Annotated in this window: 5 protein-coding genes; all 5 read left to right on the forward strand. The window is 72.1% G+C overall.

Annotated elements, in window-relative coordinates; all coding sequences use genetic code 11:
• Positions 1-70: 70 nt before the first annotated feature.
• The 5 genes from Vse01_RS09095 (at position 71) to Vse01_RS09115 (ending at position 13,688) form a co-directional block, all read left to right on the forward strand.
• Positions 71-4,621: a non-ribosomal peptide synthetase gene (locus tag Vse01_RS09095; protein WP_204019239.1), complete on the forward strand. Its 4,551-nt coding sequence runs from the start codon at positions 71-73 to the stop codon at positions 4,619-4,621.
• On the forward strand, positions 4,618-8,943 hold the full coding sequence (locus tag Vse01_RS09100; protein ID WP_093406798.1) for a non-ribosomal peptide synthetase: 4,326 nt from the start codon (positions 4,618-4,620) through the stop codon (positions 8,941-8,943). The genes Vse01_RS09095 and Vse01_RS09100 overlap by 4 nt, the downstream gene beginning before the upstream one ends.
• 20 nt (positions 8,944-8,963) lie before the next feature.
• Entirely contained in the window at positions 8,964-10,067 is a 1,104-nt protein-coding gene (locus Vse01_RS09105; RefSeq protein WP_093406796.1) for a Gfo/Idh/MocA family oxidoreductase, read from the forward strand.
• A gap of 142 nt (positions 10,068-10,209) precedes the next feature.
• Positions 10,210-11,976, forward strand: a complete 1,767-nt coding sequence (locus Vse01_RS09110) for an ABC transporter ATP-binding protein (RefSeq protein WP_204019240.1) — start codon at positions 10,210-10,212, stop codon at positions 11,974-11,976.
• Positions 11,973-13,688 carry an ABC transporter ATP-binding protein gene (locus Vse01_RS09115; protein ID WP_093406791.1) on the forward strand — a complete coding sequence of 572 codons (1,716 nt, stop codon included), beginning with the start codon at positions 11,973-11,975 and terminating at the stop codon, positions 13,686-13,688. The genes Vse01_RS09110 and Vse01_RS09115 overlap by 4 nt, the downstream gene beginning before the upstream one ends.
• Positions 13,689-13,691: the final 3 nt, after the last annotated feature.

A 13,691-nucleotide genomic window follows, 5' to 3' on the forward strand; every position in this document is an offset into this window, starting at 1 on the left:
CCGCCCGTCGACACTTTCGAACCGAACAATCCGCAGCGGAGTCGATAGCGCGCAAGGGAGCTTGAGAATGGTGGCGGAAAACACCGACTGCGGCACCGGGACGGATCGGGACGCCCTGCGCGCTGCGGTGTCCGAACTGCTCGGCATGGAACTGACCACGGCGGACGATGACAGCAACCTGTTCGAACTGGGCCTGCAGTCGCTGCACCTGATGCGACTGACCAGCCGGCTCAACGGCGCCGGTGCCGAGGTCACGTTCACCCAGCTGGCCACGGACCCGCGGCTGTCGGCCTGGGTCGGCCTGGTCGGTCCCACCGTGACCGCGACCGAGTCGGCAGCGCCCCCGCGACCCGCCGACGTCACCCGCCACGACCCGGACCGGGCCTTCCCGCTGACCCCGGTGCAGCAGGCGTACCTGTTCGGCCGCTCGGGTGACCATGCGCTCGGCGGCGTCGGTTGCCACAACTACCTCGAGTTCGAGTCGACCGGAGTGGACGCGCGGCGCCTCGAACGGGCGGTCCGGGCGTTGCTGGCCCGCCATCCGATGCTGCGGGCACGGTTCGCCGACGATGCGACCCAGCAGATCCTGCCCGAGCCGGTGTGGCCCGGCCTGACCGTGCACGACTTCCGCGACCGTCCCGCCGGCGACGCGGCGGCCGCGGCGCTGGATCTGCGCGACCGGCTCTCGCACCGCATCCTGGAGGTCGGCCGCGGTGAGGTGATCGACGTGCAGCTCACCCGGCTACCCGACGGGGTGGACCGGCTGCACTTCAACGTGGATCTGCTGGCCGTGGACCTGGCCAGTTTCCGAGTGATCCTGTCGGAGCTGGTCGTCCTCTACGACGACCCGGAGGCCCTCGGCGAGGTCGGCTACACCTTCGGCCGGTACCTCGCCGAGCAGGCCGGCAACCGGGCCACCGAACGGGATCGCGCCCGCCCGTACTGGCAGCGGCGGCTGCCGGCGCTGCCCGGCGGGCCGAAGCTGCCCCTCGCGGTCGATCCGGACGCGGTCACCGTGCAGCGCTTCGCCCGTCGGTTCTTCGACCTCACCGTGGACCAGTGGCAGGAGTTGGAGCGCCGGGCCGGCGAGGCGGGACTGACCCCCGCGGCGGTGCTGGCCACCGCGTACGCCACGGTCCTGAGCCGCTGGAGTGGGGACGAGCACTTCCTGCTCAGTCTTCCCCTGTTCGACCGTGACCTCGACGTGCATCCCGAGATGCCCCGGCTGGTGGGCGACTTCTCCGGCCTGGTGCTGCTGGAGGTCGACCTCTCCGGCGACAGTTTCGCCGACCGCGCGCGCACCCTCCAGAAGCAGATGCACGAGGACATCGGGCACGCCGCGTACACCGGCGTCGATGTGCTGCGCGAGTTCACCCGCGCTGACCCGGAGTCGCCCCGCACGGCGCCCGTGGTGTTCTCCGTGGACCTGTCCGCGCCGCTGATCCCCGAGGAGTTCGCCGCCCGGTTCGGCGAACCGACATGGATGATCTCCCAGACTCCGCAGATCTGGCTCGACCACCAGATCTACCGCACCAGCGACGGCACCGTACGCCTGGTGTGGGACGCCGTCGAGTCGCTCTTTCCCGAGGGCATGCTGGACGAGATGATGTCGGCGTACGAGACGCTGGTCCGTGCGCTGGCCGCAGGTGCCTGGACGGGCGCGCTGCCGGAGATCGCTCTGCCGGCGGCATCGCGGCGCACGCGCGCGGCGGTCAACTCGTCGACCCGGGCGATGACCGAGAACCTCCTGCACACGCGGTTCTTCGCCGAGGCGGGTGACCGGGCCGGGCGGCCCGCGCTGCTGTGGGGGGAGCAGGGGGCGCTGGCGCACGACGAACTCGCCGCGCGTGCCCTGCGCGTCGCCGGGGCGTTGGCCCGGCGCGGAGTGGGCCGCGGGTCGTACGTGGCCGTCCTGGCGCCCAAGGGCGTACCGCAGATCGTGGCCGTGCTCGGCGTGCTCGCCGCCGGCGCGGCGTACGTCCCGATCGGCGTGGACCAGCCCGCCGAGCGACGGGCCCGCATCCTCGAACTCAGCGGTGCCCGGATCGTCCTCGACGGCAGCGGGCTGCTGGGCCCGGCCGACGTGGCTGCCGAGATCCTCACCATCGACGCCGCCGAGCGGGCCGACCCGCTGGACGCTCCGGTGCCCGCCGACCCCGAAGACCCCGCGTACGTGATCTTCACGTCGGGCTCGACCGGCCTGCCCAAGGGAGTCGAGCTCACCCACCGCGCGGCGGTCAACACCGTCGAGGACATCAACGAGCGGTTCGACCTTGGCCCGGCAGACCGGGTCCTGGCGGTGTCCGCGCTGGACTTCGACCTCTCGGTGTGGGACATCTTCGGGCTGCTCGCGGTGGGCGGCGCCGCGGTGCTGGTACCCGAGTCGGGCCGGCGCGACGCCACCGAGTGGCTGGGGTTGTGTCGCCGGCACGGCGTGACCATCTGGAACACGGTCCCCGCCCTGCTGGACATGTTGCTCACCGCCGCTGACGACGCCCACCTTCCGGACACGCTGCGCCTCGCTCTGCTCTCCGGTGACTGGATCGGGCTCGACCTGCCCGGCAGACTGGCCGGCGCGACCGACGGACGGTGCCGCTTCATCTCGCTCGGTGGTGCCACGGAGGCGGCGATCTGGTCGAACTCCTTCGAGGTCGTCGAGGTGCCGGCCGGCTGGCGCTCGATCCCCTACGGCACGCCGCTGCGGAACCAGAAGTTCCGCGTGGTGGACAGCCGCGGACGGGACTGCCCCGACTGGGTGCCCGGCGAGTTGTGGATCGGCGGCGCCGGGGTGGCGCTTGGCTACCGGGGCGACACCGAGTTGAGCGCGGCCCGCTTCCCGGTGGTGGATGGCGAGCGCTGGTACCGCACCGGTGACCTGGGCCGGTACTGGCCCGACGGCAACCTGGAGTTCCTGGGCCGCCTCGACCACCAGGTGAAGATCAACGGCTTCCGGGTGGAGCTGGGCGAGATCGAGTCCTGCCTTCAGGCGCACCCCGAGGTCGCTCAGGCCGTCGCCGTCGTGGTCACCGAAGGCCGACGCGAGGTGGTCGCCGCCGTGGTCGAGCGCGGGCCCGCGCCGGATTCCGGTCTCCCGGTCGTCGAGCGCGGCAGCGGGCGACCGGGCGACGAATTCCTGCCACCTGTCATCGGCGCGGCCGAGGAAGACCCGCTGCTGCTCGAACATCAGCTGGTCGAGGTCCTGCTGGCCGAGGTCGTCGCGCCGCTGATCGAGCCGGCGGACCCACCGTCCACGGTCTGCGCCGTGCAACGGCCGGTGGTGGACGTCTGGCTCGACTATCTGGCGCACCGTGACGTCCTGTCCGACACACCCGACGGGTACGCGCCTGGGCCGAGGTGGGCCGAGGTCACGGACGCGCGGTGGGTCAAGCGGATCCGGGACAACACGATCGGCACCCGTCTCGCACCGGTCACGACCGCCCTGGAGTGGGCCGCGCCGCTCTACTCGGCCATCCTGTCCGGTGCCGCCGAGGCCACCGCGTTGCTGGACGACCCGGTACTGGCCCCGGAGGCGCTCAACGACCTGATGCCCGCCACCGCCGAGTGTCTCGCCGCCATCGCGCACGACCTGACGGGACGTGGCGGCACGGCGCCGCGCGTGGTGGCCGAGTGGCAGCCCGACAGCGGCCGCGGCACGGCTCGGCTGCTGGCGGCACTGCCCGGAGACGCGGCCGAGTACACGCTGCTCGGGGCCGCCCGGCCGACCCTGGCCAAGGCGGAGGCGTCGCTGCGTGAGCGCGGGCACCGCGTCCGGGTCGCGGTGCAGGGTACAGACGCCATCGCCGCACCACACGTACACACCTTCGACGCCGTCGTGGCGAACAACGTCCTGCACCGGATGTCCGACCCGGAGACGGCGGCGGTGACCATGGGTCTCCTGCTCGCCGCCGGCGGCCGGCTGTACCTGCTCGAACGCGCCCACCCGACGCCGCTGGCCCTGGTGACCGCGCTGCCGCTCGAGGCGCGGGCCGGCCGGTTCGACGGTGACGGGCCGGCCGGCTGGCTCCACGGCCCAGAGCGTTGGACGCGCGCCCTGAGCGCGGCGGGGCTGAGTGACGTACGGGTACTGCGCACCGAGGCCACCGGCGAGATCCTGCTGACCGCGGACCGGCCCGCCGCCACCACCGGCGGCGTGGACCCGGACCGGTTGCGCCGGTGGGCCGAGGAGCGGCTGCCCGAGCACATGGTGCCCGCCCACGTCGCCGTGCTGCCCGCGCTGCCGCTCAGCGCCAACGGCAAGGTCGACCGGCGACGGATCCAGGTGGTCCTCGAACAGGCGGTCGACCGTCCACGCGACGTGGGCGCCCCGCCGAGGGGCGGCACCGAGGCGTTCGTCGCCGACCGTTGGGCCAAGCTGCTCGGTCTGGACGCCGTGGGTCGCGACGAGAACTTCTTCCGGCTCGGCGGCGACAGCCTGCTCGCCACCCGCTTCGTCGCCGAGGTACGGGGGGCGTGGGGCGTCGAGCTGCCCATGCGCGACGTCATGCGGGCCGCGACGGTCGCCGGCCTGAGCGCGCTCATCGACGAGCTGCGCGAGGCGACGGGTGGCACGAGCCCCGCCGGCTGGGACACCACCGAGGACTTCGAAGAGGGTGCGGTGTGAACGCCAGCGACCTGCTCGACGAGTTCGCCAGCGCCGGCATCCGGGTCTGGCGGGAGGGCCAGCAGCTGCGGTTCCGTGCTCCCCGCGGCAGCATGACCGACGAACTGCTCACCCGGCTGCGGCAGAGCAAGGCCGAGCTGCTGGCCAGCATGTCCGACACCACCGGCAACGCCGCCGAGCAGCTCGACCCGGTGTGGCGGGACCAACCGGAGGCGCGGGACGAGCCCTTTCCGCTGACCGACATCCAGTCGGCCTATCTCTTCGGACGCAACCCGGCCTTCGCCTACGGCGGCGTCTCCTGCCATCTCTACCAGGAGTTCGAGTACCCGGCGGACATCGACCCGGAGCGGATGCGGCAGGCGTGGGACGGCCTGGTACGCCGCCACGACGCCCTGCGGACGGTCATCCAGGAGGACGGCTCCCAGCGGGTGCTGCCCGCGCCACCGCGCACCGGCCTCACGGTGACCGACCTGCGCGGGGCGCCGGCCGACGCCGTACGACAGACGATCGTCGGGGTGCGCGACGAGCTGTCGCACCGGGTGCACCCCACCGGCGAGCGGCCGATGTACGAGCTGCGCCTCACCCTGGCCGCCGACCGTAGCGTGCTGCACGTTTCCGTGGACTTCATGGCGTTGGACTGGCTCAGCCTGCAACGTGTGCTGGCCGAACTCGACCGCCGTTACCGGCAGCCGGACTGCGTCCTGCCTCCGCTGGAGGCCACCTTCCGGGACTACGTCCTCGCCGAACGTCGGCTGCGGGACACCTCCCGGTACAGCCGGGACCGCGCGTACTGGCTCGCGCGCGTCGACGAACTGCCCGGTGCCCCGGCGCTCCCGCTGCGCGACGACCATGACCCGGTCACCGCACCGGCGCGGTTCCGCCGCCTGGCGGCCACCGTCGACGACCGGGTGTGGCGGTCACTGAAGGCGCGCGCCGCCGGACACGGCATCACCCCCGCAAACGCCGTGCTGGCCGCCTACACGGAGACGATCGGTCGCTGGAGCGGCAACGACCGCTTCTGCGTAGGGCTGCCGGTACTCAACCGGATGCCGCTGCATCCGCACGTCGACCACCTGCTCGGCGACTTCACCTCGCTGAGCGTGCTCGCCGTGGACTGCCCGGGGCGTACGAGCTTCGCCGACCGGGCGCGTGCCCTCGGCGAGCGGGTCTTCGACGACCTCGACCACCGGCTGTTCAGCGGCGTGGAGGTGCTGCGCGAGCTCGCCCGGCGTCGCGGCCGCGACGCCGCGGCGGTGCTGCCGGTGGTGTTCACCGGCGCGATCGGGGTCGGCGGCGGCGAACCGTCGGTGGCCGGCCGCAAGCCGAGGCCGGTGTACGGGGTCAGCCAGACCCCGCAGGTGTGGATCGACTGCCAGGTGGGCGACCAGTTCGGTGGCCTCGACATGAACTGGGATGTCCGGGAGGGAGTCTTCCCCGAACACGTGGTGGACGAGATGTTCGCCGCGTTCGTGCACCTGCTGCACCAGTTGGCCGCCGACGACACCACGTGGGCTGCGGTCGATCCGCAGCCGCTGCCGAGCCCGCAACGAGCCCGCCGGACCGCCGCGAACGCGACCGACGCGCCCGTGCCGGCTGGCCTGCTGCACGAGCCGCTGGTCGCCTACGCGCGCGAGCATCCGGACCGGGTGGCGGTCATCGACGCCGCCGGGTCGATGACCTACGGTGACTGGCTGGCCCGCGCGGCCGGGGTCGCCGAACGGTTGCGCGTCGCGGGATGCCGGCCCGGCGACCTCGTCGGCGTCCTGATCGACAAGTCGTGCGAGCAGGTCGTGGGTGTGCTCGGCGTGCTCCTCGCCGGCGGCGTCTACGTACCCGTGGACATCGGTCAGCCCGCTGTGCGCCGGGACCGCATCCTCGTCGACAGCGGCGCCCGGTTCGCGGTCGTCGCGGGCGCGTCGGTCGGTACGCTGCCGGCCGAGGTCGCCGGCGTCGATGTGACCGGCGCGCCGCCGGTGCCGCTGTCGGAGATCCCGACCGACTCCGGGCCGGAGCAGACCGGACTGGCCTACGTCATGCACACCTCGGGTTCGACCGGGACGCCCAAGGGTGTGATGATCAGCCACCGGGCCGCCACCAACACGGTGCACGACATCAACGAGCGCTTCGACGTCACCGGTTCCGACCGGGTTCTCGGGCTCGCCGCGTTGAGTTTCGACCTGTCCGTCTACGACCTGTTCGGCCCGCCCGCCCGTGGCGCCGCGCTGGTGCTGCCCGACCCGGCGCGGCGTGGCGACCCGTCACACTGGGCGGCGATGGTGGCCGCCCACGGTGTCACGCTGTGGAACTCGGTTCCCGCGCAGTTGCAGATGCTGATGCACTACCTGGACGTGGAACCCACGGCCCTGTCCAGCCTGCGTCTGGCGCTGTTGTCCGGAGACTGGATCCCGCTGTCGCTGCCGGGACACGCCGCACGGCACGTGCCCGACGCCGAACTGGTCAGCCTGGGCGGGGCCACGGAGGCGGCGATCTGGTCGAACTACCACCGCATCCGGACGGTCGATCCACACTGGCGCAGCATCCCGTACGGACTGCCGTTGGCGAACCAACGCTTCCACGTGCTCGACGCCGCGCTGCGCGACCGCCCCGATCTGGTCGCCGGTGAACTGTTCATCGCGGGTGTCGGCCTGGCGGACGGCTACCTCAACGACCCGGCGCGCACCGCCGAGCGCTTCATCCGCCACCCGGAGACGGGGGAGCGGCTGTACCGCACCGGTGACCTGGGTCGGTACCTTCCCGACGGAGAGATCGAGTTCCTCGGCCGGGCCGACCAGCAGGTCAAGATCCGTGGCCACCGGATAGAGCTGGGCGAGATCGAGGCGGTGCTCGGCGAGCACCCCTCGGTCAGCACCTGCGTGGTCCTGGCGTCCGGCGACGACACGCTCGAACGCGCGCTCGTCGCGTTCGTGGTGCCGCAGCGACCGCCCGGCACGGTCGAGCCCGCCGAGGTCGTCGCGTGGGTGGCCGAGCGGCTGCCCGCGTACATGGTTCCCGCGCGGGTACGTGTCGTCGAGGCGTTGCCGTTGACCGCGAACGGGAAGGTCGACCGCAAGCGGCTGCTGGAGTCGACGCCCACGCCGACCGCCGTGCCCGCCGGGCGGACCGAACCGCCACGTCCGGGCGTCGAGCAGCACCTCGCCCAGTTGTGGGGTGAGGTGCTCGGCGGTCCGCCGCCGAGCCGGGAGCTGGGGTTCTTCGACGCGGGCGGCAACTCGTTGCTGGCGGCGCGGTTCGTCGGGCAACTGCGTGAACAGCTGCCCGAGGCCGCCCGGTTCCCGTTCGACGTACTGCTGCGCGCCCTGCTCGACGAGCCGACGGTCGCGGGCCTGGCGGCGCGGTTGGCGTCGGAGCCGGCGCCGGAGCCGGTGGCGGCCGCCACGGCGCGACGGTCGTCACTGGTCCCGCTCGGCGGCGCGGCCCAGGGGCCGGTGCGGCTGCTCGTGCACGACGGCACGGGCACCCTCACGGCGCTGCGGGCGGTGGCCGGCGGGCTCGGCGCGGGCGGGCCGGTGTTCGGCCTCGTCGCGCCGGACAGCGGCGCGACCGGCGAGATCGACGACGCCACCCTGGTCGAGGACCTGGCGGTACGCTACGCGGGTGAGATCCGGGCCGCCGGATTCGACGACGTCGAGCTGATCGGCTACTGCCTCGGTGCCTCGATCGCCCTGGAACTGGCCAGGGCGTTGAGCGAGGCCGGGACGACGGTGCGACTGACGGTCCTGTCCGGACACCGCGTTCCGTACCGGGTGGACGACGAACTCATACAGGACTACGCCTTCGCGCGGGCGGCCGGCGTCGACCCGGCGGCCCTCGGCTGGGCCGTCGACGAGGCGGTCGTCGACCGGGCGATCATGACCGTGCTGGCGGACTCGCCGGGAGTGGTGCCGGCGGGTGCGCTCGGACGACTGACCGGTGACGAGCAGTTGACCGCGGTCGCCGAGCGGTTCTGCGCCCTCGGGCGGCGCCCCACCGCCGAAAGGCGTGCCCAGCTGCATCAGGCTGTCGCCGACCGGGACCCGTCGTGGGGTGGCCCGGAGCGGGTGGCGGCGGCCCACACCCTTTTCGTGCGGACCCTCCGGGCGGTGGCGCGGCACGAACCCGAGCCCTACGCCGCAGACGTCACCCTCCTGCGGCCCACGGTGGTCGGGGATCTGCTGCCGGGGGCCGGCGCCGAGGCGACCCGCTTCTGGCCGGAGGTCTGTCTCGGTGAACTGACGGTCGTCGACGTCCCTGGTGACCATTTCAGTTGTCTCCAGCCGTCGCAGGTGGCGACGGTGCTCGCGGCGTTGGAGGCTCGCCGGTGAGCGGCCCTGCGTTGGGCCCGATGCGCGTCGTCGTGTGCGGAACGCGGTTCGGCCAGGTCTACCTGTCGGCAATTGCCCGCGCCCCGGCGCGGTTCGAACTCGCCGGCATCCTGGCCCGGGGCAGCACCCGGTCGGTGGCGTTGGCGAAGGAGTACGGCGTCCCGCTGTACTCCTCGGTCGCCCACCTGCCCCGCGACATCGACGCCGCCTGCGTCGTGGTGTCGACCGCGGTCGGCGGTGGGCCGGGTGTCGAGCTGGCCAAGGCACTGCTCGACCGGGGCATCCACGTTCTTCAGGAACATCCGGTGCACCCGGCGGAGCTGGCGGACTGCCTGCGGGCGGCGCGCCGCGCCGGGGCCCAGTACGTGGTCAACACCTTCTACCCGCATGTGCAGCCGGTCCGACAGTTCATCGCCGCTGCCCGCACGCTGGTCCGGCTGCGCAAGCCGGTCTTCGTCGACGCGGTGTGTGCGGTGCAGGTCTGCTTCGACCTGCTGGACATCCTCGCCGAGGTCTTCGACGGGCTGCGGCCGTGGTCGTTGGCGGCTGTCGGCAGCCGGACCGGCCGGCCGCTGACCAGCGTGGACGGGCAGGTCGCCGGGGTACCGCTGACGCTGCGGGTGGAGAACCGGTTGCAGGCGGGCGACGACAGCACGAGTTTGCTGCTGCACCGGGTCACCGTCGGCACCGACGCCGGCAACCTGATGCTGGCCAACACCCATGGTCCGGTGCTGTGGAATCCGGTGCTGCGTACCCCGGCGGATCCGGCGGGCGTCTTCCTCACGGGCGCGGCGGCCACCGACACGCGGTGGTCGGACGTGCTCGGACCCACCGCGGACTACGTGGGCCCGGCAGAGACACCCACCTGGTCGGGCGTGGTGCGTGAGCTGTGGGGGGACGGTGTGCTGACCGCCCTCGACGACCTGCGCGACCGGATCGACGCGGGCGTGGACCCGTTGCGGGGCGGCCAGCGACACCTGGCCGTCGCGACCGCCTGGAAGGAGCTGACCGAGGCACTCGGCTATCCCGAGGTGGCTGCCCCGGATCCGGGTGACCCGCTGGTGGTCACCGATCTCCGCGGCGCGCCACAACCTGTTCATTCGCGGCATGCCGGTTCACGGTAGCTCGGTGGATGGGTTCGGGGTAGAGTAATTCTCGAACGTGTTTGAAAATAGGGACGGGAGAGCGATGAGTGCGACCCACTCCGTTGAGGCAGGAGAGCAGTCCACGCCGTCATCGGGAGGCACTCCCACGGGACGGCAGCCGGTGAACACGGGGCCGTTGCTGCGCGCCCATGCCCCGAGCTTCGCGGTCGTCGTGGTCCTGCAGGTCATCGGCGCCGTCGCCGGTCTGGCACCGCTGTTCGCGGTGATCGAGCTGGGGCGCGCCCTGCTGTCGCCCGGTCCGGTTGACACCGACCGGGTATGGACCTTCGTGATCCTCGGCGCGATCGGTCTGTTCGTCCGACTGGTCTTCACCGGCGCGTCGTCGGGGCTCGGTCACGTCCTCGACGGCAAGGTGCAGCTGTCGCTGCGCCGGGCGTTGGCCCGCAGCCTCGGTCAGGCGCCCATCGGTTGGCTCTCCCGCCGCCGCAGCGGCGAGCTGGCGAAGGTGGTCGGTGACGACGTCGCCGCCGTGCACCCGTTCATCGCCCACGCTCCCGGCGAACTGGTCTCCGCCTTCGTCGTGCCGTTGGTGTCGCTGGTCTACCTGCTGACCGTCGACTGGCGGCTCACCCTTATCACCCTGATCCCCGTGGTGCTGGCCATCGCGCACGTTCCGTTGCTGATGACTCCGGCGCGTACCCGCGAGCAGCAGAACTTCGACGCGGCGATGGGCCGCATCGCCACCTCCGTCGTCGAGTTCGTGCAGGGCATCGCCGTGGTCAAGGCGTTCGGCGGCTCCGAGCGTGCGCACCGCAAGTTCCTCACCGCCGCCGACGAGTTCGTCGACATCTTCACCCGCTGGGTACGCGGCGTCTCCGCCGTCGCCGCCGGCATGCAGTTGGCGCTGTCGCCGCCCTTCGTGCTGCTGGTGGTCCTGATCGGCGGCACGGTGCGGATCACCGCCGGCGACATGGCCGCGGTGGACCTGCTCCCTTTCCTGCTGCTCGGGCTGGGGCTGACCGCTCCGGTCGCGGCCCTCGGCCACGGCTTCGACGACATGCAGGCAGCCGGCCGTGCGGTGAGCCGCATCCGGGAGGTCCTCGGGGTGGGGACGCTGCCGCAGCCCGCGCGTCCGGCCACCCCACAGGACAATCGGGTGGAGCTGCGGGACGTCCGGTTCAGCTACGACGACGACGGCCCAGAGGTGCTGCGCGGGATCGACCTGACACTGGAACCGGGCACGCTCACCGCGGTGGTCGGGCCGTCCGGCAGCGGAAAGTCCACGCTTGTGCAACTGCTGCCCCGGTTCTTCGACCCGACGGACGGCTCGGTGCGCCTCGGTGGCGTCGACCTGCGCGACATCGACAGTCGAGAGCTCTACCGTCGAGTTTCCTTCGTCCTCCAGGACGTCCGGCTGCTGCGTGCGTCGGTCGCGGACAACATCGCGCTGGCGGTTCCGCACGCGACCACCGAGGACGTGATGCGCGCCGCCCAGCTGGCGCACATCCACGACCGCGTACTCGCGTTGCCCCGCGGTTACGAGACCGTGATCGGCGAGGAGGTCAAGCTCTCCGGTGGTGAGGCGCAACGCATCGCCATCGCGCGTGCCCTGGCTGCCGACACGCCCGTGCTGGTACTGGACGAGGCGACCGCCTTCGCGGACCCGCAGACAGACCAGGCGGTACGACAGACCCTGGCGACGCTGCGCGACCGGACCGTTCTGGTCATCGCCCACCGTCTGGAGACCATCGCCGACGCCGACCTCGTCGTGATGCTGGAGGACGGAGCGGTCGTCGAGCAGGGCAGACCGACCGACCTGCTCGCCCGGGACGGAAAGTTCGCCGCCTTCTGGCGGACCCAGCAGTCGGCCGTCGCCGACGACAGCGAAGCCCGCGCTGGTGCACTGCAAGGAGACCTTTCCCGATGATCAGAATGTTGTTGCGGGTGCTCGGCGACGAGTACGCCAAGCCGATGCGTCGTACGGTCGCCCTGATGACGGTGACCGCCGTGCTGGAGGGTCTGCTCTACGCGTTGCTGCTGCCCGTGCTGCGGGCCCTATTCGGGGACACCCCGTCGGACGCCTGGCCGTGGCTGATCGCGTTCGGAGTCTCCGTCGCGGTCTACGCGGTGCTGCGGTACGTCAGCGATCTGTCCGGCATGCGCGTCGGGACCACGATGCTGCGGGGCATGTACCACGGCCTGGGCGAACACCTGGCCCGGTTGCCCATCGGCTGGTACAACGCCGCCCGGGTGGGGGAGGTGTCGGTCATGGCCAGCCGCGGTCTGCTCGCGGCGATGGGCGTGTCGGCGCACCTGCTCGGGCCGTTCATCTCCGCCTGCGTGACGCCGCTGACGATCGTTGCCGTGATCACGGTGTTCAACTGGCAGCTCGGGCTGGCCGCGCTGGTGGCCGCGCCGCTCGTGGTGCTGACCCAGCGATGGACCGCGCGGTTGATGGCCGCCAACGACGCCGACAACGCCGCGCGCAACAACGAGGCCAGCGCCCGGGTCATCGAGTACCTCCAGGCCCAGCCGGTGCTGCGGGCCGGTGGGCGCAGTGGCGAGCGGTTCGGCTTGCTCGACGACGCGTTGCAGGGCGTGGAGCGGGCCTCCCGCCGGCAGACGATGTCGGTGCTGCCCGGCGCGGTGGGTCTGACGGTCATCGTGCAGGCCGTCTTCACCACCGTGCTGGTCCTGGGGACCTATCTCGCGCTCGACGGCGACCTCGGTGCCGCGGAGGTGCTGTCCATTCTGGTGCTCGCGGCCCGAAGCGCCGACCCGCTGCTGTCCCTGTCCGACATCGGCGGCAAGCTGCGTACCGCCCGCGCCGAGCTGGACCGGCTCGACAAGGTGCTGCGTACCGAGCCGCTGCCCGAAGCGGACCAGCCGGTCCGGCCACAGCGGTTCGACCTGGAGTTCGACGCGGTCACGTTCCGCCACGGCGATCGCACCGTGTTCGACGAGGTGTCGCTGTCGGTGCCGCAGGGGCAGCGGTTGGCCGTCGTCGGTCCGTCCGGCGCAGGCAAGAGCACGCTGCTCCAGCTGATCGCCCGGTTCTACGACGCGGAGTCGGGGGCGGTGCGGGTGGGCGGTGTCGACGTCCGACAGATCGACCCGGCCGTGTTGATGGCACAGATCGCCATCGTCTTCCAGGACGTCTACCTCTTCGACGGCACGATCGAGGAGAACGTACGACTCGGTCGGCCCGACGCCAGCGACGCCGAGGTGCGGGCGGCGGCGACCGCCGCGCGGCTCGACGAGGTCGTCGAGCGGCTGCCCGGTGGATGGGCCGCGAATGTCGGCGAGGGCGGCGCGTCGCTATCCGGCGGAGAGCGTCAGCGGGTCTCGATCGCGCGGGCACTGCTGAAGGACGCACCGATCGTGCTGCTCGACGAGGTGACCTCGGCGCTCGATCCGGTGAACGAGGCGGCCGTCCACGATGGCATCGAACGTCTGATGGCAGGTCGGACGGTGGTCATGGTCGCGCATCGGATGCGGACCGTCCAACGCGCCGATCGCGTCGTCTTCATCGATGACGGACAGCTCGCCGAGGAGGGCAGCCACGACGAGTTGCTGCGTCGCGGCGGCCGGTACGCCGACTTCTGGAGTCTTTCCATGGTCTCCGGCGCGAGCGAATGAGTT

Origin of the sequence: Micromonospora sediminimaris (assembly GCF_016863575.1) — a bacterium.
Lineage (GTDB): Bacteria > Actinomycetota > Actinomycetes > Mycobacteriales > Micromonosporaceae > Micromonospora > Micromonospora sediminimaris.